Consider the following 20,029-nt stretch of genomic DNA (forward strand, 5'->3'; position numbering starts at 1 on the left):
GCTGTCCGGGCCGGGAGCGGTCGGTACGACCGTGCTGCCCGCCGGCGGCAGCTAGGTGACCGATGCCGTGGGACCGGTCGATGCCGGTCCCGATCAGGGTCCGACTTCCGCCCGGGTATGGACCTGGCCGTCCTCCACCCCCCATACTTAGGCGGATGGCTAAGTATTCCGGCGAAGGTGGCGGCGCGGGCGACGCGTCGCTGGACGACGTGTTCCACGCGTTGTCGGACCCCACCCGCCGGCGCGTGGTCGAACTCCTGGGCCGGGGCCCCGCCACGACCAGCGACCTCGCGCGTCCGTTCGGGATGGCACTGCCGTCGTTCACCCAGCATCTGAGTGTTCTCGAGCGCTCGGGCCTGGTGACCTCGGAGAAGAAGGGGCGGGTGCGGACCTACCGCCTGGCGCCCCGGTCGCTGGAGCGGGCCGACAGTTGGCTCGCCGCGCAACGTGCGCTCTGGACCCGCCGCCTCGATCAACTCGATTCGCTTCTCTACGACCTGAAGGAGCAGCAGACATGACCGCCTACACCATGAACCCCGACCTCGACCTGGTCCTGGAGCGCACCGTCGACGTCGCCCCGGAACTGGTCTGGAAGGCCTGGACCACGCCCGAGCTGATCGTGCGGTGGTTCGCCCCGAAGCCCTGGTCGACCTCGTCCTGCGAGATCGACCTGCAGCCCGGTGGCCGGTTCCACACCGTCATGCGCTCGCCGGAGGGTGAGGAGTTCCCCAACGACGGCTGCATCCTGGTGGTCGAGGAGGGCTCCACCCTGGTGTTCACCTCCGCCCTGGGCCCGGGGTTCCGCCCGCAGGTCGCCGAGGACGGCTTCCCGTTCACCGCGGTGGTCCGCATCGCGCCGGACGGCGCCGGTACGAGGTACACCGCCACGGCGATCCACGCCGACGCCTCGGCCCGCAAGCAGCACGAGGACATGGGCTTCGCCGAGGGCTGGGGCGCGGCGCTCGACCAACTGGTGGACGTCGTCAAGTCCCTCTGACCCGCGAGCGGGCCCCACATCCGAGCGGACCGGCTGGGGCGGTCGACGTCGGGCGCTCGCCCAAAGGCGGCGGCGGCCAGGGGTCGGCCGCCGCCGCCGGATCGCCCGGGAGGCCGCCGTCAGCCGCGATGCCACTTCTGGTTCGCGCCGCCGGTGCACTCCCAGAGCTGGAGCACCGCGTCGTTGTTCGGGTTCCAGCCGGCGATGTCCACGCACTTGTTCGCCTGCGGGTTGACCAGGTCACCCGCCGCACTGAGCACGAACTGCTGGGCCGGGTTGCCGGAGCAGGTCGCGATCTGGATGGCGGCGCCGTTGGCGGTGGAACCCCAGGCGACGTCCATGCACTTGTTGTTCAGGGTGCGCAGGGTGCCGTTGACGAACTCCCAGCGCTGGTTGGTGCCGCCGTGGCAGTCCCAGACGATGAGCCGCTGGCCGTCGGCGAAGTTCCAGTTGGGCACGTCGACGCACTTCTGGTGCCAGTTGCTGACCACCAGGTCGCCGGTGGCCGGCGGAGTGGTCGGCGGCGGTCCGGTCGGGCCGCCGGCGCCGAACGGCGTCAGGGTGATGGCGGCCGAACGCGGATCGCCGCTGTGCACCAGCGATTCGAAGCCGCCGACGTCGTCGTAGGCGAAGCCGTACGCCTTACCGTCGGCCATGTTGGCGTGGATGATGCGGGAGTAGTGGTTCGGGGCGCTGTTCCGGTAGAAGGTGGTGGCGTCGAGCCGCGGCTCGGTGTCGAACTGGCCGAGGGTGCCGCGGTTGAGCGCGGTGCAGAGGGTGCGCTTGATCTCCGGCTCGATGAACGGCGGGGTGTTCGGGGCGTTGAAGACCCCGTCGCAGCCCCACACGTTGCCGGTCGTCGGCCTGGCGACCGTCGCCACCTGGGCGCCGGACGAGTCGGTGAAGACCATGGTGCTGCCGACGGTGCGGCCGAAGAACCGGCGGTTCGGCTCGTTGGTGCGCGGCACGACCGTGAGGGTACGGCTGGTGTACGCGTTCCACGCCGAGCTGATGTACGAGTCGAGGTAGGCGGGGTCCATCAGGCCGGCGTCCATGGCCTTGCCGGGCGCGAGGACGCGCAGCACGGTGCCGTCGGCGCGGGTGACGACCGACCGGGCGAAGGCCGGCTGCGCCTTGACCGCGTTGATGACGTTGTTCCGGCCGTTGTTCAGCAGCTCGCCGGTCTTCGTGGTGACGCCGCTGCCGCTGGTGACGGAGACGGCGTGCGGCACGGCGAACTGGTCCACCTGCGAGCTGTTCAACCAGAGGCCGGCGTCGTTGTAGGTGAACTCGGACCAGTCGAACAGGACGTCCCGGTTCGGGTCGCCGGCGGCCCAGGGCGCGGGCTGGACGACCCCGTCCGGGGTGAGGCGGAAGTCGAGCTTGCGGCCGAACGAGAAGTACATGCGCCCGGAGATGAAGCGCGGGAACCGGACGGTGACGCTGCCGCCGTTGGGCGGGCCGGCGATCGACACGTCCGGCGCCGGGGTCGGTGGGATGCCGCCGGCGGGCCAGCGGGTGAAGGCGCCGGCGGCGTTGACGTAGCCGAGGCCGCCGCCGGGGCGGATGTCGGTGCCGAGGATGTAGAGGTGGACCGCCTCGCTGCGGCCGGTGTTGTTGGTGACGGTGACGGGGAGCAGGTCGGGGCCGACGGCGAGCGCCCGGGTCTGGGTGGCGGTGAGGGCGACGGGTACGGCGAGCACGAGCGCGGCCAGAGCGCCGATGGCGGCGGCGAGTCGTGCCCGGCGCGAGCGTCTGTTGGTCACGGGAAACTCCTCGATGGTGGGGACGGGCACCATCTCGTCGACCCGGGTCGCGGCCGGCCGACGAAGGGCGTGGGGGATTGGGGGTACGTCGCGGTGCGGGGTCTAGGCGCGCGACCACTTCTGGTTGGCGGCGCCGGTGCAGTCCCACAGTTGGAGCTTGCCGCCGTTGGTGGTGACCCGGTCGCGTACGTCGACGCAGCGGTTGGCGCTGAGGTTGACCAGGTCACCCGTGGCGGTGAGGGTGAAGCGTTGGGCCGGGTTTCCGTTGCAGCTCACCAGGTTGACCTCGGTGCCGTTGGCGGTGCCGGCCCAGGCCGGGTCCATGCACTTGCCCATGGCGCGCAGGGTGCCGTCGGCGGCGAAGGTCCACGCCTGCGCGGCGGTGGTGTTGCAGTCCCAGATCTGCAGCTTGGCCCCGTCGACCGGGTTCGCGCCGGGGATGTCGATGCACCGGCCGCTCGCCGCGCCCCGGATCCGGGTGGTCCCCGGCGCGGGCTCGCCGCCACCGGAGGTGTAGCCGGAGACCCGGACGTAGTCCACCAGCATCTGCTGCGGGAACTGGGTCGACGCGTCCGGGTAGCCCGGCCAGTTGCCGCCGACCGCGACGTTCAGGATCATGAAGAACGGGTGGTCGAACACCCAGCGGTTGCCGCCGAGCCGGGCGGGGTCGACGCGGTGGTACTCGACGCCGTCGAGGTACCAGACGATGGAGTTCGGCTCCCAGTCCACCCGGTAGGTGTGGAAGGCGTCGGCGAGCGGCGCGGCGAGGGTCCGGCTGCCGGTGATCCCGCCCGCGCCGGAGTAGCCCGGGCCGTGGATGGTGCCGTAGACGGTGTTCGGCTCCCGGCCGATGTTCTCCATGATGTCGATCTCGCCGGCGTTCGGCCAGCCGACGCTGCCCATGTCGTTGCCGAGCATCCAGAACGCCGGCCAGATGCCCTGCCCTCGGGGGATCTTGATGCGGGCCTCGAAGCGGCCGTACGCCTGCGTGAAGGTGGCGGCGGTGAGCAGCCGGGCCGAGGTGTACTCGCACCGGCCGTAGTGGCACTGGTAGTTGGCCGGGTTCTCCCGGCGTGCGGTGATGACCAGGTTGCCCTGACCGTCGTGTACCGCGTTGCTGGTGCTGTTGGTGTAGTACTGCCGTTCGTTGTTGCCCCAGCCGCTGCCGCCGATGTCGAAGCGCCACCTGCTCTGGTCGACCGGGGTGCCGGCCCCGGCGTTGAATTCGTCCTGCCAGGTGATTCCGCCGATCGCGGCCTCGGCGGGGCGGGAGTCGACCGGTACGGCGAGGGCCACCGTGGCCGCGACGAGCGCGGCGCCGGCGAGGGCGAGCGCGCGGGGCCGGCGGCGGGCGCGGATGGGGAACATGGGACCTCCTGCGGGACGGGCGCGAACCTGTCGCGGGTTCGACGGGGGGAGAAGCGACCGGCACGGCGGCGGGATCGGTGGGGTGTCGGTGTCCGCCGGGCCGGGGGAGCGGTGGTGTCAGCCGCGACGCCACTTCTGGTTGGCGGTGCCCGCGCAGTCCCACAGTTGGAGGCGGGCGCCGTCGGAGTTGTTCCAGTCGGTGATGTCGACGCACTTGTTGGCCTGGGGGTTGACCAGGTCGCCGGCGGCGGAGAGGACGAACTGCTGGGCGGGGTTGCCGCTGCAGTTGGCGATCTGGATGGTGGCGCCGTTGGCGGTGGAGCCCCAGGCCACGTCCATGCACTTGTTGTTCTGGGTCCGCAGCGTCCCGCCGGTGAAGGCCCAGGCCTGGGCGCTGGTGCCGTTGCAGGTCCAGGTCTGCAGGGGTACGCCGTCGGAGAAGTTGGAGTTCGGTACGTCGATGCAGCGGTTGTTCCAGTTGCTGACGATCCGTTGCCCGCCGCCGGTGGTGACGAGCGACAGCCCGTAGACCCCGAGGATCTCGTTCACCGGCTGGAACCAGGTGGTGCCGCCGGAGGAGCAGTTTCCGGAGCCGCCGGAGGTCACCCCCTGGGCCTGGTTGCCCGAGATCCACGCGCCGCCCGAGTCGCCGCCCTCGGCGCAGGCGTTGCTGCGGCTCAGCCCCGACACGGCTCCCTGCGGGTAGACGACGGTCTCGTTGCGGCCGAGGATGGTGCCGCAGCGCCAGCCGGTGGTGCGCCCGGAGCGGCACACCGAGCTGCCGATGGCCGCGTCCTGCGACCCGGCCACGGTCACGTTGCCGCCGGAGTAGCTGTTGACCCACGGCTGCGGTGTCCAGGAACTGTTGGTGCGCACCCAGGCGTAGTCGTCGCCGGGGAACGACGAGCCGGCGAACGTGCCCTGCGAGACGTTGTTGAAGCCGAGGGTCGGGCTGCCGACGCGTCCACAGTGGCCGGCCGTGACGAAGCCGCCGACGACCGCGAAGCCGACCGAGCACAGGGTGTTGCCGTTGATGACGTACTGGTCGCCGCCGCGGATGTCGTAGAGCGGGCGCGGGGCGCCCGGCGAGGTGACCACCCGGACGGCCCCGGCGGGAACGCCGCTGGCCCGGACATACGCGGTGGCCGCGGCGGTGGCGCCGGGTCGGGCCGTCACAACGACGCTGTTGCTGACCACGTCGACGTGCCAGCCGTGGAGGTCCCGGGCGTCCGCCCTGGCGCGTCGCCTGTCCAGGGCCCGTTTGACCGCGTCGAGCGTCCTCTCGCTACGGCCGGCGACGGTGACGTCGGCGCCCTCGGCGCGGACCCCCGGGGCGAGCGCGGGATCGGTGACGGCCACGGTGAGGCGGTTGCCGTCGGTGGGCAGCCACGCGCCGGCGAAGGCGGGGCCGAGCTTCGCGCGCAGCCGCCGCTCGACCGCCGGGGCGGCGGCCTCGGTGCGCAGGCGGTCGCCCACCTGCGCGGCGGTGAGGCCCAGGTCGCGGCGCATCGCGTCGACCAGGCCCGGAGGGAGGTCCGCCGGGGCGGCGGGGTGGGTGGCGGCGGTGGTGGCCGGCGGGCCGGCGACGCCCGCCGCCGGCGCCGCGCCGACGAGCAGGAGAGCGACGGCGAACGAGCCGAGCACGCGCGGGTGTGGGGACATGGGGGTCCTCCCGGGGTACGGCGAGGGTGGCGGGCGGAGCGGGTGAGAGAGCGCTCTCGCGATGAAGTTTGTCGATGGTTAACCAATCTGTCAAGAAGGTTGCCTATTGTGCGCTCCGGACCCGCCCGAGCCCGCCCGGTCAGCCGGCCCGGCGATGGCCGGCCGGCGGCGTCACGCGCCGACGGTGTCGGTGGACAGCAGTCCGTGGCCGGGCCGGTCGCCGCCGCGGCGCTGCTGCTTCACCCGGTAGAGGCGCCGGTCGGCCACGTGCAGCAGGGTCTCCAGCGTGTCCCCGTCGCGCGGGGCGGTGGCCGCGCCGATGCTGACGCCGGTGTGAAGGCGCACCGCCGCCTCGATCCGGGCCGCCACCGTCCGTGCCGTCGCCTCGTCGGCGTCGCTGAGGACGACCACGAACTCGTCGCCGCCGACCCGGGCGACGGCGTCCTCGGGGCGCAGCACCTCTCGCGTCGCCGCCACCGTCCGCTTCAGCAGCTCGTCGCCGGCGGCGTGCCCGAGACGGTCGTTGACGCTCTTGAAATCGTCGAGATCCAGACAGAGCATGGCCGGGCCGGCGCGACCGCACCTGCGGAACAGGTGTTGGGTGAAGTCCGCCAGGCCGCGCCGGTTCAGGGCGCCGGTCAACGGGTCCAGCGCCGCCAGGGCGCGCAGCTGGGACCGCTGCCGCGCCAGCTTCCGGGTCTGCGCGCCGCAGACCGAGATCAGGACCAGCATGCCCGCCATGTAGAGGAAGACGTGGCCGGGCCGTGGCGGTTGCCCGAGGGCGGCCACGGCGAGGTACGACGCGAGCAGGAGCGCCTCCAGCGCCATCATCAGCCGCAGGTGCGGGGTGTAGGTGGCCACGAACACCGTGGTGGTCACGAACCCCAGGGCGGCCGGTGAGGCGGCCCCGCCGTCGCAGTACGCGCCGAGCGCCGCCATGGCGATGGTGACCAGCAGGATGGTGAACGAGACCCGGTAGCCGGCGGCCTTCGTGGTCACCGTCCGTGCCGCCCAGATGCCGACGGCGCCGGACGCCATCCCGCAGCTGTAGGCGGCGAGCATCAGGGGCCGATGCGGCTCGCCGGGCGTCATCAGGCAGTAGAGGACGGCGATGCCGTGCGAGACCACGTGCAACGCCGCGGTGAGCAGCATCCTTCGCCGGCGCTCGTTCACTCCGCCCACCGCACCCTGACGACGGCTGCTGAGGAGGCAGCAGCACGAACGGTCGGGGTGGCCATGTCGGTGGTACGTGTCGAGGCCGCTACGCGGAGGGGCCCTGCCACGCCGCCATTCAATGATGTGCGTTACATCACCGTCAATACCCGAAACGGCGCATCTGCCCTGGCCAGCGCGCGGGTGGCCGAATTCGGCCGGCCGCCGCACTGTGCGTGCCCGTCCCGCTGCGCCCCGCGTTGGCCGGTCACGGGGGATGACAGCCATCCGCCGGCGTGCCACCATACCGACCAGTCGGTATTTCATCCCGAGGGGGCCCGCGATGCCGGGAACGACCGCGACGCGTACCGCGTACCGCACCTGTCCGCTCTGCGAGGCGACCTGCGGGCTGACCCTGACCATCGCCGACGACCGGGTGACGCACGCCCGGGGCGACCGCGAACACGTCTTCAGCCACGGCTTCGTCTGCCCGAAGGGGGCCGCGTTCCCGCAGCTCCTCGCCGACCCGGACCGCCTGCGCCGACCGCTGCTGCGGGTCGACGGCACGCTGCGCGAGGTGGGCTGGGACGAGGCGTTCGCCGCCGTCGAGGCCGGCCTGACCGCCGCCCGGGCCGGCGGCCGCGACGCGGTCGCCGCCTACCTCGGCAACCCCACCGTGCACACGATGGCCGGGGGGCTCTACGCCGGCCCGCTCCTGCGAGCGCTCAGCACCCGCAACGTCTTCACCGCCAGCACCGTCGACCAGATGCCCAAGCACGTCTCCTCCGGCTACCTGTACGGCGACCCCAACACCATCCCGGTACCCGATCTCGACCGCACCGACCTGCTGGTGCTGCTCGGCGCCAACCCCTGGGAGTCCAACGGCAGCCTCTGCACCGCGCCCGACTTCCCGGGCCGGCTGCGGGCGTTGCAGGCGCGCGGCGGCCGGTTCCTGGTCGTCGACCCCCGGCGCACCCGCACCGCGGCGGCCGCCGACGAGCACCTGCCCATCCGGCCCGGCACCGACGCGCTGCTGCTCTTCGCCCTCGTGCACACGCTCTTCGACGAGAACCTGGTCCGGCTCGGCCGGCTGGCGGAACACGTCACCGGCCTGGACGACGTCCGGGAACTGGCCACCGCGTTCGCGCCCGAGCGGGTGGCCGACCGGTGCGCGGTGCCCGCGCCGCGCATCCGGCAGCTCGCCCGGGAACTGGCGGCCGCCCCCACCGCCGCCGTCTACGGACGCGTCGGCACCTGCACGGTCGCGTTCGGCACGCTGACCAGCTGGCTGGTCGACGTGGTCAACGTGCTGACCGGCAACCTGGACCGGCCCGGCGGGGCGATGTTCCCGCTCGCCGCCCACCAGCGAACCCGGGCCGCCGGCCCCGGCAAGGGGTTCCGCACCGGGCGCTGGGCCAGCCGGGTGCGGGGCCTGCCCGAGGTCAAGGGCGAACTGCCGGTCGCCACCCTCGCCGACGAGATCGAGACGCCGGGGGAGGGCCGGATCCGGGCGTTGATCACCGTCGCCGGTAACCCGGTGCTCTCCACCGCCAACAGCGAGCGGCTGGACCGCGCGCTTGCCTCGCTCGACTTCATGGTCAGCGTCGACCCGTACCTGAACGAGACCACCCGGCACGCGGACGTGGTGCTGCCGCCACCCGACCCCGCCCGCGCCGGCCACTACGACTTCGCGTTCCTCACCCTGGCCGTGCGCAACGTCGCGAGCTACTCGCCGCCCGTCCTGCCGCTGGCACCCGACAGCCTCGACGAGTGCGACATCCTGGCCCGGCTCACGCTGATCGCCGCCGGGCAGGGCGCCGGCGCCGACCCGGCGGGGCTGCACGAACAGCTGCTCGGCCAGGTGCTCGCCGACGCCGCCGAGGCACTGGACCGGCCCGCGGAGGAGTTGCGGGCGCTGGTCGCCGGGGACCGGCCGGCCGAACGCCTGCTCGACGCGCGGCTGCGGCTCGGCGCGTACGGCGACCGGTTCGGGCAGCGACCGGACGGGCTGTCCCTGACCCGGCTGCTGGAGCACCCGCACGGCGTCGACCTCGGGGCCTTGCGACCGAGGTTGCCGGAGGTGCTGCGCACCCCGAGCGGCACCGTCGAGCTGTGCCCGCCGCCGATCGCCGCCGACGTGGCCCGGCTGCGCGCCGCCCGCGACGCGCCCCCGGAGGGCTTCGTCCTGGTCGGGCGCCGGCACCTGCGGTCCAACAACAGCTGGATGCACAACGTGCCGGCGTTGGTGAAGGGCCGCGACCGCTGCACGTTGCAGGTGCACCCGGAGGACGCGGCGAAGCTCGGGCTGGCCGCCGGGGAGGACGCCCGCGTCACCTCGCGGGTCGGCTCGCTCGTGGTGGCCGTGGAGGTCACTCCCGACACCATGCCGGGCGTGGTCAGCCTGCCACACGGGTGGGGCCACGACGTGCCCGGCACCCGGCAGGCGGTGGCCCGCGCCCACGCCGGCGTCAACAGCAACGTGCTCACCGACGAGACGGCCGTCGACCCGCTCTCCGGAAACGTCGTGCTCAACGGCATCCCGGTGCGCGTCCAGCCGGCCTGATCGGCGGCGCCTTGCGTACGCTGGCGCACCGGGCCGGCGGGCGGCCCGGAAGGGCGGGGGCACCGGTGGGTCGGACGGGCGACGGGGAGGCGCTGCCGCAGCGGCTGCTGGCGGTCGCCACCAGGCTGTTCGCGGAGAAGGGCTTCGAGAAGACCTCGGTCCAGGAGATCGTCGAGGCCGCCGGGGTCACCAAGGGCGCGATGTACCACTACTTCGCCGCCAAGGACGACCTGCTCCAGGAGATCTACCAGCGGCTGCTGCGCATGCAGCGCGAGCGCCTGGAGGCCATCATGGCCCGCGACCAGCCGGTGGCGCTGCGGCTGCGGGCGGCCGCCGCCGACGTGGTGGTCACCGCGATCGCCAACCTGGACGACGCCACGGTCTTCCTCCAGTCGATGCATCTGCTCTCGGCCGACCGCCGGCGCGCGGTGCGGGCGGTCCGCCGGGAGTACCACGAACGCTTCCGCGAGCTGGTGGAGGAGGGCCAGCGCGCCGGGACGTTCCGCGCCGACGTGCCGGCCGACCTGGCCGTCGACTACTTCTTCGGCGCGGTGCACCACCTCGGCGCGTGGTTCCGCGCCGACGGCCGGCTCACCGCCGAGCAGGTCGGCGCGCACTTCGCCGACCTGCTGCTCTCCTCGCTGCGCCCGGACCCGGCCGCCGATCCGCGGCCATCGCGGTGACGCTGCGATGTCGGGTCGGTCGCACCCGTCGAGCCGCGCCGCTGGTGGCCGCGCCCGTCGTTCGCCGGGCAGCCGCGCGAGCAGAGCGGGCCCCTACGCCGCCTTCTCCCCTCGACGGGGGAGCTTCCAGTCCGGCCGGACGAAGTGGCAGGTGTAGCCACCGGGATTACGCTCCAGGTAGTCCTGGTGTTCGGGCTCGGCCTCCCAGAACGGGCCGGCGGGGGTGACCTCGGTGACCACCTTGCCCGGCCACAGGCCGGAGGCGTCGACGTCGGCGATCGTGTCCTCCGCGACCTGCCGCTGCTGCTCGTCGGTGTAGAAGATGGCCGACCGGTAGCTGACTCCCACGTCGCCGCCCTGACGATTCTTCGTGGTCGGGTCGTGGACCTGGAAGAAGAACTCGAGAAGATCCCGGTAGGACAGCTTCTCGGGGTCGTAGACGATCTCGATCGCCTCGGCATGGGTGCCGTGGTTGTAGTACGTGGCGTTCGGCACGTCCCCGCCGGTGTATCCGACCCTGGTGGCGAGCACGCCAGGGCGTTTCCGGATGAGATCCTGCATCCCCCAGAAGCAGCCGCCGGCCAGGATCGCCTTCTCCGTCGTCTCGCTCATCGCTCTGCCCTCCGGTGCGGGTGCTCGTGCTCGTACCTCGGGACCCGGTGCGTCCTGCTGGCGATCGTGGCCTTCCCGTTCCGGCTGCCACCATGCCGACCGACGAGAACCTGGCGGCCGGTACGGGCAACCCGCGCCGCGCCGGGCGGGCTTTGGGCCGGATCAGCAGAACCAGCCGTCCTGGACCCAGCCGCGGCGGTTGATGTGCCCGTAGGCGAAGCCGTAGACGTAGCCGCCGCTGCGCGGGCCCTCGACGAGGAAGGTCTGGCCCCGGTAGAGGGTGCCCATCCAGGCGCCGTTGGGCTGGGTGCGGACGAACAGGTCGGCGGCGCAGACCGTCTCGCGCTGCCCGATCGTGCCGGTGTCGGCGTGCGCCGTGGTCGGTGCGGCGACGAGGGCGATGGTTCCCGCGAGCACGGTCGCCACCGCGCGGGCGACGGATCGGCTCACCATGAGTCGTACCCCCCGATGCACTCGATGCGCAGGTAGCCCCAGTCGTTGGGGCCGAAGTCGAAGGTCGCGGCCCAGCCGTTGTAGACCGGGTGCGCCCCGGGCGTGTGGCCGATCTTGTTGCCGTAGGGCAGGACCCGCTTCAGGCCGTAGGGGCCGCTGACCGAGTCGTAGTTGTCGTAGAAGCTGGCGCTCTGGCAGCTGACCACGGCGTGCCGGGGTACCACCGGATCGGCCTGCGCCGGCACGGCGCCGAGCGTGGCCACCGCGGTGCCGATGGCCAGGACGGCGACTCCGTGCAGGATTCGTCGGGGCATGCCTACCTCCCGTCGCTGCGAAGACAATTGCCAGCCACGGTATCAAGAACGTCAATATCCGTCGATGGTTATCCATCGACGGTCACCGCTCTTCGGTGGGCTCGGGCGGCCACCGCCGCGGCCTGGCGGCGATGGGCGGCGGCGTCGGGACGGCCCAGCGCGGTGGCCAGGTCGGCGAGGTGGCCGGCCACCGGCCCGAGGGTGAGGACCCCGCTGCCCGCGCCGGCCAGCTCATCGGCGGCGGGCAGCAGCTCCGCGTACACGTACCGCATGGTGGTGCGGTCGTCGAGGGCGAGCGCGGCGCGGGCGGCGAGGCACAGCCGCGCCTCGCGGAGCAGGTCGTGCGGCGACTCCGGGAGGGCGCCCAGCGCCACGCCGGCCTCGTCCCGGCGGCCGGCGGCGAGCAGGACCAGCGGCCGGACCCAGGGCTCGTGCGGTCCCCAGTCCTCGCGCTGCCACCTGTCGGTGGGCCCGCGCATATCGGCCGGCCGGTCACCGGCGGCCGGTTCCGGCAGCCGCAGCGACAGCAGCGCGAGTGGGAGCAGCCCGTTCTCCATGCCGGTCATCCCGGTGGCGGGGAGGCTCGCATGGGCGGCCCGGTACGCAGCCTCGGCGGCGGCGACCTGCCCGCCGACGGCCAGGCGCAGCGCCGCGTACCAGCGGGTGAAGACGCCCACCAGCGGCAGCTCGTACCGGTCGGCGAGGCGGTCGGCGGCCGCGGCGTGGGCGTCGGCGGCGTCGAGATCGGCGAGCGCGCAGCGGGCCTGGAGCAGGACCAGGTGGCCGAGCACCTCGAAGGTCATCAGCTCGTGCTCGCGGGCCAGCTCGACCAGTTCCGCGCCGATGCGCGCCCGCTGCGGGGCCAGGCCGGCGCGGGCGAAGGCGTGCATGAAGCGGGCGTTGAGGGCGAACGCCAGCAGCGCCGGATCGGCCAGGCGCCGGGCGATCGCCTCGGCCTCCACGGCGGCCCGGTGTCCCCGGTCCGTGGTGTCGCCGCGCAGCTCCAGCGCCAGCGTGCTCAACAGGCGGCTGCGATCCGCCGGCCGGTCCCCGCCGAGGGCGGCCAGGGTGCGCTCGGCGGCCTCGACGATGCGGTGGGAGAGGCGGTCGTCGTCGTTGCGTGTCCAGATCGCGGGCACCTCGAAGGCCGCGAGGACGTCCGCGGTCACCCGGGGATCGTCCAGCCGCTCGGCCGCGGTGAGCGCCGCGCCCCGGTGCCGGCGTGCCCGGTCCAGGTGCCCGGTGACGGCAAGCGCGCGGCCCAGCCCCATCAGCGCCCGCAGCCGGCCGTGCGGATCGTCGTCGGCGAGCTCGTGGGCGTCGAGCGCCTGCTGCCACAGCCGGGCGGCCAGGTGCGGCAGGGAGCGGCGTTCGGCCTGCTCGGCGGCGGCGGTGGCGTACCGGGCGGCGCGCGGCGCGGCCCCCCGCGTTCCGGCTCGGCAGAAGTGGTGGGCGAGAGCCGTGACGTCGTCGGGGTGCAGCCGTTCGAGGGCGGCACCGGCGGCGGCGTGCCAGCGGCTGCGGCGCGGCGCCGACAGGTCGCCGTACACCGTGTCCCGGACCAGGATGTGCGCGAACCGCAACCGCGCCGCCGGGCCCTGCTCGGTCAGGACGCCGGCGCGCACCGCGTCGTCCAGCGCGTCCAGGACGGCCGCCTCGTCGCCGGTCATCGCGGCCAGGAGGTCCGGGTCGACGTCGCGCCCGAGCACGGCCGCCTGCTGCACCACCGTGCGGGCGGGGCCGGGCAGCTGCGCCAGGCGGTGGCGGATGACGTCGCGGACCCCGGGTGGGACGGTCTCCAGCGCCGCCGGGCCCTCCGCGGCGAGCAGCCGGGCCAGCTCCCGGACGTAGAACGGGTTGCCGCCGCTGCGGCGGTGGATCAGGTCGACGCTCGGCGGGTCGAGGTCCCGGCCGGCGACCGCCCGGGCGAGTTCGCCGGTGGCGGGTGCGTCCAGACCGTCGAGGTAGACCCGGACCGGTTCGCTGCGGGCGAGGCGGGCCAGGGCGGCCGTCAGCTCGGGGCCGATCTCGGTGGACCGGAAGATGCCCACGACGAGGACGGGACCGGTGACCGGCTCCGGTTCCGCGAACAGCGCGGCCAGCAGGTCGAGGGTGTCCTCGTCGGCCCGGTGCAGGTCGTCGAGGACCAGCAGCACCGGTCCCCGGCCGGCCGCCGCGGTGAGCAGGTCGACGGCGGCCCGGTGCCGGCGGAACCGGGCCACCGCCGGCTCCTCCGTCGGGCCGACCGATGACGGGTCCGCGACGGCCAGCGCCCGGGTGATCTGGGTCCACGGCCAGGCCACCGGCGCGCCCTCGTACTCCGGGCTGCGTCCCCAGGCGGTGGCCCAGCCGGCGCCGGCCAGCCGCCGGATGAGCGCCTCGGCCAGTGCCGTCTTGCCCGCCCCCGCTCCGCCCGAGACCAGGGCGAGGGCCGGCCGGCGGTGCCGGGCCACCGCTGCGGCCGCGGCCCCCAGCCGCCCCTGCTCCTCCCGCCGGCCCACGAAGGTACGCGGCGCCTCCGCCGCCACCTCGCCGACGGTGGACGCCGCGGCCGGGACCTCGCCCGGCGACGGCCCGACGTCGGCCCTGCTCACCGGGGGCGCCGGGTCCAGGTGCGGCGCCTGGGCGAGGATGTCGGCCTCCAGTCGACGCAGCCCGGGGCCGGGGTCCAGGCCGAGCTCGGCCACCAGGGTCTCGCGGGCCCGGCGCAGCGCGGCCAGCGCCTCGCCCTGCCGACCGGACCGGTACAGGGCGGTGGCCCACAGCCGCCAGGCGTCCTCGCGCAGCGGCTGCGCGGCGGCGTGCTGTTCCAGCTCGACGGCGGCCTCGGCGGCCCGCCCCAGCGCCAGCAGCGCCTCGCCCCGGCGTTCCACCGCCAGCATCCGCAGCTCGTCGAGCCGGGTGACCTCGGCGCGCGCCCAGCCCTGGTCGGCGAACTCCGCGTATGCCGGGCCACGCCAGCAGGCGAGCGCGTCGGTCAGCCGGGCCAGCGCCGAGCCGGCGTCGCCGTCCCCGATCAGCCGGCCCGCCTCGGTGACCGCCGTCTCGAACCGCCACGCGTCCACCGCCTCGGGGTCGGCGCGCAACGCGTAGCCGGGGGGCGCGGTCACCAGCAGCCGGGCCGGCTGGCGGGGCGCCCGTTCCGGCTCCAGGGCCCGGCGCAGATCGGCGACGAAGGTACGGACCGCCGCCACCGCCTGGTCCGGTGGCGTCTCCCAGAGGTCACCGACGAGCCGGTCCACCGACACCACCTGGCCCCTTGCGACCAGCAGGCGGGCCAGCACGGCCCGATGACGCGGACCCCGCAGCGGTACGGGCCCGGCCGCGCCGATCGCCTGCACGGGCCCCAGCACGCCGAAGGTCACCGCCGGTGCCCCCGCCCGCCGACTCATGGCACCCACTCTAGGCACCGCCGAGCCGGGCACCGGTCGGCGGCCGGGCACTCATCCGCTGCTGATCCGCTGCTCATCGCCGCCGGTCAGGCTCGATCCCGACGACCGGTCACGGGGCGCCGCTCCCGGCCGGTCGACGGACACCCGATCGAGCAGGAAGGTTCCCGGTGAACCCCAGGATCAACGGATTCGATCATCAGCGCGTCACCGTCGCCGACGGCGTGGCCCTGCACGCCGCGGTCGGCGGCTCGGGCAGCCCGATCGTGCTGCTGCACGGCTTCCCGCAGACCCACCTCATGTGGCGGCACGTCGCCGCCGACCTCGCCGCCGACCACACCGTCATCTGCCCCGACCTGCGCGGCTACGGCGCCAGCGACAAGCCCGCGGCGACCGCCCCGGAGGTGTACGCCAAGCGGACCATGGCCGACGACATCGTCGCGCTCGCCCGCGCCCTGGGCCACGACCGCTTCGCCCTGGCCGGCCACGACCGCGGCGCCCTGGTCGCCGTGCGGGCCGGCCTCGACCACCCGGAGGCGGTCACCCACCTGGCCGCGCTCGACGTCCTGCCGACCCTGGACATGTGGGACGTCCTGCGCGGCACCTCCGCCGCCGTCGGCTTCCACCTGTACCTGATGGCCCAGCCGCCCGGCCTGCCCGAGCAGCTCATCGCCGCCAGCCCCGACGCCTTCTTCGGCCACTTCCTCGACATCTGGACCCGGGACCCCGACGCCATCCCCGCCGAGGTCCGGGCGGCCTACCTGACGGCGTCCCGGGCGGCCGTCCCGTCCATCGTCGCCGACTACCGCGCGTCCGCCGGCATCGACGTGGAGCACGACACCGCCGACCGCGCCGCCGCCCGGCAGCTGCGCATGCCGGTGAGCGTCCTGCAGCAGGACTGGGGCGCCGCGCTGGGCTTCGACGCCGCCGGCCGGTGGCGCGCCTGGGCGCCGGACCTGCAGCACCGCACCGTCTCCTGCGGGCACTTCATGGCCGAGGAGGCACCGGCCGAGGTCGTCAAGGCCCTCCGGGCGCTGCTGACCCGATGACCAGCGCGGGCTCCGGGCGCGTGGCCCCGCCCGGAGCCCGCCGGCGTCCCCGGGCCGTGCCGCTCCGCGTTCCGGGCCGATTCGTCCCCGGGCCGGCTCCGTCCCGGCCGCTCCTCCCTGGGCCGCTCGCTCACCCGCGGGTGCGACCGGATGTCCTGGCCTGGGCGGATTCGGACCTGGATGCGACCTGACGGCCGGGGCTGGGCAGGGCGTCGCGGCATGGTCGGCGGCGGCCAGGGTAGGCCGCAGTCCGGGGAGAGGCGAGGCGAGGTGAGGTGGACGATGGCGGGTACCTGGTTGCTCGGTGCGGGAGCCGAGACCTCCCGGCAACGGCCGACGGCGGTGCTGGTCGCGGTGCGCGAGGACGACGGCGCGGGCGGCAACGGCCCCGGCAGTGAGGTGTCCCTGGAGGAGCTGCGACGGCTCGCCGACACCGACGGCCTCAACGTCGCCGACGCGGTGGTGCAGCACCGCCCGAAGCCGGATCCGGCCACCTTCCTGGGCTCCGGCAAGGTCGACGAGCTGGCCGCCGCCACCGAACGCGCCGGTGCCGAGCTGGTCATCGCCGACGGTGAGCTGAGCCCCGGCCAGGTGCGGAACCTGGAGGAACGGGTCGGCGTACGGGTGGTGGACCGCACCGCGCTGATCCTGGACATCTTCGCCGAGCACGCCCGCACCAGCGAGGGGCGGGTGCAGGTGGAGCTGGCGCAGATCGCGTACCAGTTGCCCCGGCTGCGCGGCGACGGCCGGTCGATGTCCCGCGTCGGTGGCGGCCGGGTCGCCGGCGGCGCCGGCATCGGTGTGCGTGGACCGGGTGAGATGCGGCTGGAGACCCAGCGTCGGACGCTGCGCCAGCGGGCCACCCGGCTGCGGCGCAACGCCGGCGAGCTGGCCCGGCGGCGGGAACGCACCCGGGGCCGGCGGGCCCGCAACCAGATCCCCTCGGTGTCGATCACCGGCTACACCAACGCCGGGAAGTCCGCGCTGCTCAACCGCCTCACCGGTGCGGACGCCCAGGTGCAGGACGTCCTCTTCGCCACCCTCGACCCGACGGTGCGGCGGATCAGCACCGGCCAGCTGACCTACACCGTCACCGACACCGTGGGTTTCGTCCGGCACCTGCCGCACCAACTGGTCGACGCGTTCCGCTCGACCTTGGACGAGGTCACCCGCAGCGACCTGGCGATGCACGTGGTGGACGCGTCCGCGCCGGACGCGTTCGGCCAGATCACCACGGTGCACGGCGTGCTGCACGAGATCGGCGCGGGCCAGGTGCCGGAACTGCTGGTGCTCAACAAGATCGACATCGCGCCGCCGGAGTGGGTCGACGCGCTGTGCCGCGCGTACCCGGACGCGGTGCCGGTGTCCGCGCTGACCGGCGCCGGCATCGACGAACTGCGCCGGACGCTGGCCCGCCGCCTGACCGGGCGCTGACCGCTCGACGGCAGCCCCGCGTGGGGCGGGCTGTCCCGGAGGTCGGTGGTCGGGGAACACGGCGTGGCGAGCCCGGCGAAAGTGCTTCAATCGGGACGAAGGGCAACCTGCCCGCTGAGCGGAGGAGTGCGGGATGCAGATGACCGCGACCGACAACCATGCCGTCGCCCAGGCCGTCCACGACGTCGGCTCCGCGCTGTGGTTCGGCGGCACCGTCATGGGCGTCGCCGGCGTCAACAAGTCCGGCAGCGATTTGCAGCAGGGCATCGACCGGATCCGGGTCGCCGAGTCCGCCTGGAACCGGTTCAGCCCGGTGCAGTGGCTCGGCATCGGCGCGACCCTGCTCGCCGGGTTGCGGCTGACCCAGGTCGGCGGACGCCGCATCGCGTTGCAGAAGGGGTTCGGCACGGTGGGCGCGTTGAAGGCGGGGATCACCGTCGCCGGTGCCGTAGCCACCGCATACTCGGCCTACTGCGGCAACCGGATCGGTCAGCTGGCCGAGGCGGCGCACCAGCGGGGCGACCGCCTCGAGGTGCACGACGCCACGGTGCCGGCCGCGGGGACGCCGGCGGAGATCGCGACGTGGCAGCGGCGCCAGCGCCTGGCGCAGTTCGCCGTGCCGGCGCTGGCGGGTGCGAACATCGTCTGCGGCTCGTACCTTGTGCAGTCGTACCGGCTGGGCGCCACCGGGAAGGGTGTCCTCCGGCGGCTGTTGCCGGACTGACCCGCCGTCACGAGGCCGGCCCCGCGAGGGGCCGGCGGGGGAGAGGAGCGTCGGCATGACCGATGGACCGTTCGACGTGCCGCCGGAGGCCGACGCGCTCGAGCAGCGCCAGCCGCTGCTCGACGAGGGGCAGCCCGACGAGCCGCCCGAACCGCAACCGCGGGACGCCACCGAGGCCGACCTGGCCGAGCAGGGCGCTTCGGTGCCGGGGGAGCATGCGCTGCCGTCGACGTCCCTGCCGGAGGACGCCACCGCCGCGGACGCCCTGGAGCAGCGCCAGGTGGTCGGGCCGGGCGACGAGGACCGCCGGGACTGACCCGGCCGGCACCACAGGCCCGGGGCGCGGCCAACGAGCCCTAAGCGAGATCCGTCATGGCCCGGCAGCGCGTCCGTCTCATCGCTACCGTCGATCTGATGGGACGGATGCGCGGCGTCCAGGAGCGACCGGCGGGGCTGACGTATCAGCCTGAGCTGGTCAGCCCCGACGAGGAACGCGCGCTGCTGACCGTCCTCGGGGCGATGGACTACCGCGAGATCCGGATGCACGGCCAGGTCGCCCGGCGCACAGTCCGGCACTTCGGTGTCGACTACGACTACGGGTCGTTCCAGCTCACCGAAACCGAGGCGCTGCCGGTGGAGCTGCACGAGGTCCGCCGGCGCTGCGCCGACCTCGCCGGCGTCGCGGTGGCCAGCTTCGCGCAGGCCCTGGTCACTCGCTATCCGCCCGGCGCGGTGATCGGCTGGCACCGGGACGCCCCCGCGTTCGGCCCGACCGTGGCCGGTGTGTCGCTGGGCGCCGCCTGCCTGTTGCATTTCCGGCGGGACACCGCGGGACAGCGCCGGGTGTACGAGGTGGAGCTGGCGCCCCGTTCGGCGTACGTGCTGGCCGGCGCCGCCCGGTCGACCTGGCAGCACAGCATTCCACCGGTCCCGGAGCTGCGGTATTCCATCACCTTCCGCCAACTCCGCCGGCCCTGACCCGCGGCGACCCGCCCGCCCCGGCACGCGGACGGGCCGCGACGGTGGCGGGCCGGAGACCCTCCCGCCGCGACGCCCGTCAGACGACGCAGAACTCGTTGCCCTCGGTATCGCCCAGGACCACGGCGTAGTAGTCCATCGCCGGCTCGTCCATCGTCCGCAGGATCGTGGCCCCCGCCCGGACGACCCGGTCGACCACCGCGTCGACCCGCTCGGTGCGCAGCTTCAGGTCGACCGTGCGGCCGCCGCCGACCTTGAGATCGAGGTGCACCCGGTTCTTGGTCACCTTGGGCTCGGGCACCTGCTGGAACCAGATGCGTGGCCCTCGGCCGGTCGGGTCGACGACCGACTCAGGGGTGTCGCCGGCCCCCTCGGGCAGCTCCTCCGCCGGCACGCCCGTCGCCGCCCAGTAGTCCCGCCAGGTGCGGTGGCCGCCCGGCGGTGGCTCCGGCACGTAGCCCAGCGCCTCGGCCCAGAAGGCCACCATCCGGCGGGGGTCGGCGCAGTCGATCGTCACCTGCAGTGTCATCTCCACCGCGGGAGCATCGCAGCCGGGTACGACAGGGGCCGCCGTGCCCCGAGGACGTGGCTTTCGTCACTCGGTCACCCGGACCGCGCCCGCGTCCCCGAGCCGCCGTCGCGACACCGGGTCGCCCGCTCGCCGGGGACCCGGGGCGGCGGTAACCTGGGGCCTTGCTCCGGCTCGGGGGGTCGTTTCCCCTGCTCGCGCGGTGGCAGCAGGGTCGGGCGATCGAGGGGGCACGGGTGCCGGAGCGGGGCGGCTGGGGGTCGGTGGCGAACGGCCGGGCGGCGCGCCGTCCGAACTCGGGCGCCGCACTGCGACCGGGCGCGCGATCCTCGTCCCGGGCACCGAGGTTCGGCGGG

At 74.2% G+C, this 20,029-nt stretch carries 18 protein-coding genes; 9 read left to right on the plus strand and 9 right to left on the minus strand.

The window, feature by feature from the left end:
* The first annotated feature begins 155 nt into the window (after positions 1-155).
* Both ACTMS9_RS22420 and ACTMS9_RS22425 read left to right on the plus strand, forming a co-directional pair.
* Positions 156-518: an ArsR/SmtB family transcription factor gene (locus tag ACTMS9_RS22420; RefSeq protein WP_441148416.1), complete on the plus strand. Its 363-nt coding sequence runs from the start codon at positions 156-158 to the stop codon at positions 516-518.
* Entirely contained in the window at positions 515-997 is a 483-nt protein-coding gene (locus ACTMS9_RS22425; RefSeq protein ID WP_441165920.1) for an SRPBCC family protein, read from the plus strand. The genes ACTMS9_RS22420 and ACTMS9_RS22425 overlap by 4 nt, the downstream gene beginning before the upstream one ends.
* 119 nt (positions 998-1,116) lie before the next feature.
* On the opposite strand, the gene ACTMS9_RS22430 is transcribed toward ACTMS9_RS22425, so the two are convergent.
* The 4 genes from ACTMS9_RS22430 to ACTMS9_RS22445 all read right to left on the minus strand — a co-directional run bounded on the left by ACTMS9_RS22430 (position 1,117) and on the right by ACTMS9_RS22445 (position 6,966).
* On the minus strand, positions 1,117-2,763 hold the full coding sequence (locus ACTMS9_RS22430) for a beta-1,3-glucanase family protein (RefSeq protein WP_441165921.1): 1,647 nt from the start codon (positions 2,761-2,763) through the stop codon (positions 1,117-1,119).
* A gap of 102 nt (positions 2,764-2,865) precedes the next feature.
* Positions 2,866-4,131 (minus strand): family 16 glycosylhydrolase, encoded by a 1,266-nt coding sequence (locus ACTMS9_RS22435; RefSeq protein WP_441148413.1) that lies wholly within the window; start codon positions 4,129-4,131, stop codon positions 2,866-2,868.
* A gap of 117 nt (positions 4,132-4,248) precedes the next feature.
* Positions 4,249-5,793 (minus strand): ricin-type beta-trefoil lectin domain protein, encoded by a 1,545-nt coding sequence (locus ACTMS9_RS22440; protein WP_441165922.1) that lies wholly within the window; start codon positions 5,791-5,793, stop codon positions 4,249-4,251.
* Positions 5,794-5,964: 171 nt separating this feature from the next.
* Positions 5,965-6,966, minus strand: coding sequence for a GGDEF domain-containing protein (locus ACTMS9_RS22445; protein ID WP_441148411.1), 1,002 nt, complete (start codon positions 6,964-6,966; stop codon positions 5,965-5,967).
* A gap of 322 nt (positions 6,967-7,288) precedes the next feature.
* Between ACTMS9_RS22445 and ACTMS9_RS22450 the strand changes: the two genes are divergently transcribed.
* Together ACTMS9_RS22450 and ACTMS9_RS22455 are read left to right on the plus strand one after the other, a co-directional pair.
* A complete protein-coding gene (locus ACTMS9_RS22450; RefSeq protein ID WP_441165923.1) occupies positions 7,289-9,508 on the plus strand; it encodes a molybdopterin oxidoreductase family protein in 2,220 nt (739 codons plus the stop codon).
* A gap of 65 nt (positions 9,509-9,573) precedes the next feature.
* The gene (locus tag ACTMS9_RS22455) at positions 9,574-10,191 is read left to right on the plus strand and encodes a TetR/AcrR family transcriptional regulator (RefSeq protein WP_441165924.1); all 618 of its coding nucleotides are present in this window, start codon (positions 9,574-9,576) and stop codon (positions 10,189-10,191) included.
* 93 nt (positions 10,192-10,284) lie between these two features.
* Here ACTMS9_RS22455 and msrA read toward each other — a convergent pair whose 3' ends face one another.
* From msrA to ACTMS9_RS22475, 4 genes are all read right to left on the minus strand, one after another.
* Complete coding sequence (msrA, locus tag ACTMS9_RS22460) at positions 10,285-10,803, minus strand: peptide-methionine (S)-S-oxide reductase MsrA (RefSeq protein ID WP_179804930.1); 519 nt, start codon at positions 10,801-10,803, stop codon at positions 10,285-10,287.
* Positions 10,804-10,965: 162 nt separating this feature from the next.
* Positions 10,966-11,256 (minus strand): hypothetical protein, encoded by a 291-nt coding sequence (locus ACTMS9_RS22465; RefSeq protein WP_280839333.1) that lies wholly within the window; start codon positions 11,254-11,256, stop codon positions 10,966-10,968.
* Positions 11,250-11,570, minus strand: a complete 321-nt coding sequence (locus ACTMS9_RS22470; RefSeq protein WP_441165925.1) for a hypothetical protein — start codon at positions 11,568-11,570, stop codon at positions 11,250-11,252. The genes ACTMS9_RS22465 and ACTMS9_RS22470 overlap by 7 nt, the downstream gene beginning before the upstream one ends.
* A 68-nt stretch (positions 11,571-11,638) precedes the next feature.
* Positions 11,639-14,962 (minus strand): BTAD domain-containing putative transcriptional regulator, encoded by a 3,324-nt coding sequence (locus ACTMS9_RS22475; RefSeq protein ID WP_441165926.1) that lies wholly within the window; start codon positions 14,960-14,962, stop codon positions 11,639-11,641.
* 167 nt (positions 14,963-15,129) lie between these two features.
* Here ACTMS9_RS22475 and ACTMS9_RS22480 point away from each other — a divergent pair, with 167 nt between their 5' ends.
* The 5 genes from ACTMS9_RS22480 to ACTMS9_RS22500 all read left to right on the plus strand — a co-directional run bounded on the left by ACTMS9_RS22480 (position 15,130) and on the right by ACTMS9_RS22500 (position 19,144).
* Positions 15,130-16,008 (plus strand): alpha/beta fold hydrolase, encoded by an 879-nt coding sequence (locus tag ACTMS9_RS22480; RefSeq protein ID WP_441148407.1) that lies wholly within the window; start codon positions 15,130-15,132, stop codon positions 16,006-16,008.
* Between the two features lie 282 nt (positions 16,009-16,290).
* Positions 16,291-17,442, plus strand: coding sequence for a GTPase HflX (hflX, locus tag ACTMS9_RS22485; RefSeq protein WP_441148406.1), 1,152 nt, complete (start codon positions 16,291-16,293; stop codon positions 17,440-17,442).
* Positions 17,443-17,575: 133 nt separating this feature from the next.
* Positions 17,576-18,166, plus strand: a complete 591-nt coding sequence (locus ACTMS9_RS22490) for a hypothetical protein (RefSeq protein WP_441148405.1) — start codon at positions 17,576-17,578, stop codon at positions 18,164-18,166.
* Positions 18,167-18,221: 55 nt separating this feature from the next.
* Positions 18,222-18,482 (plus strand): hypothetical protein, encoded by a 261-nt coding sequence (locus ACTMS9_RS22495; protein ID WP_441165927.1) that lies wholly within the window; start codon positions 18,222-18,224, stop codon positions 18,480-18,482.
* A gap of 98 nt (positions 18,483-18,580) precedes the next feature.
* Positions 18,581-19,144, plus strand: coding sequence for an alpha-ketoglutarate-dependent dioxygenase AlkB (locus ACTMS9_RS22500; protein ID WP_441165928.1), 564 nt, complete (start codon positions 18,581-18,583; stop codon positions 19,142-19,144).
* Between the two features lie 79 nt (positions 19,145-19,223).
* On the opposite strand, the gene ACTMS9_RS22505 is transcribed toward ACTMS9_RS22500, so the two are convergent.
* Complete coding sequence (locus ACTMS9_RS22505) at positions 19,224-19,673, minus strand: VOC family protein (protein ID WP_441165958.1); 450 nt, start codon at positions 19,671-19,673, stop codon at positions 19,224-19,226.
* Positions 19,674-20,029 lie beyond the last annotated feature (356 nt).

This window comes from Micromonospora sp. L31 (assembly GCF_052068075.1).
Taxonomy (GTDB): domain Bacteria; phylum Actinomycetota; class Actinomycetes; order Mycobacteriales; family Micromonosporaceae; genus Micromonospora; species Micromonospora purpureochromogenes.

Coding starts and splice junctions, on each gene's coding strand:
- ACTMS9_RS22420 (WP_441148416.1), top strand. CDS start 156: ATGGCTAAGTATTCCGGCGAAGGTGGCGGCGCGGGCGACGCGTCGCTG.
- ACTMS9_RS22425 (WP_441165920.1), top strand. CDS start 515: ATGACCGCCTACACCATGAACCCCGACCTCGACCTGGTCCTGGAGCGC.
- ACTMS9_RS22435 (WP_441148413.1), bottom strand. CDS start 4,131: ATGTTCCCCATCCGCGCCCGCCGCCGGCCCCGCGCGCTCGCCCTCGCC.
- ACTMS9_RS22440 (WP_441165922.1), bottom strand. CDS start 5,793: ATGTCCCCACACCCGCGCGTGCTCGGCTCGTTCGCCGTCGCTCTCCTG.
- ACTMS9_RS22450 (WP_441165923.1), top strand. CDS start 7,289: ATGCCGGGAACGACCGCGACGCGTACCGCGTACCGCACCTGTCCGCTC.
- msrA (WP_179804930.1), bottom strand. CDS start 10,803: ATGAGCGAGACGACGGAGAAGGCGATCCTGGCCGGCGGCTGCTTCTGG.
- ACTMS9_RS22465 (WP_280839333.1), bottom strand. CDS start 11,256: ATGGTGAGCCGATCCGTCGCCCGCGCGGTGGCGACCGTGCTCGCGGGA.
- ACTMS9_RS22470 (WP_441165925.1), bottom strand. CDS start 11,570: ATGCCCCGACGAATCCTGCACGGAGTCGCCGTCCTGGCCATCGGCACC.
- ACTMS9_RS22475 (WP_441165926.1), bottom strand. CDS start 14,962: ATGAGTCGGCGGGCGGGGGCACCGGCGGTGACCTTCGGCGTGCTGGGG.
- hflX (WP_441148406.1), top strand. CDS start 16,291: ATGGCGGGTACCTGGTTGCTCGGTGCGGGAGCCGAGACCTCCCGGCAA.
- ACTMS9_RS22490 (WP_441148405.1), top strand. CDS start 17,576: ATGCAGATGACCGCGACCGACAACCATGCCGTCGCCCAGGCCGTCCAC.
- ACTMS9_RS22495 (WP_441165927.1), top strand. CDS start 18,222: ATGACCGATGGACCGTTCGACGTGCCGCCGGAGGCCGACGCGCTCGAG.
- ACTMS9_RS22500 (WP_441165928.1), top strand. CDS start 18,581: ATGGGACGGATGCGCGGCGTCCAGGAGCGACCGGCGGGGCTGACGTAT.
- ACTMS9_RS22505 (WP_441165958.1), bottom strand. CDS start 19,673: ATGACACTGCAGGTGACGATCGACTGCGCCGACCCCCGCCGGATGGTG.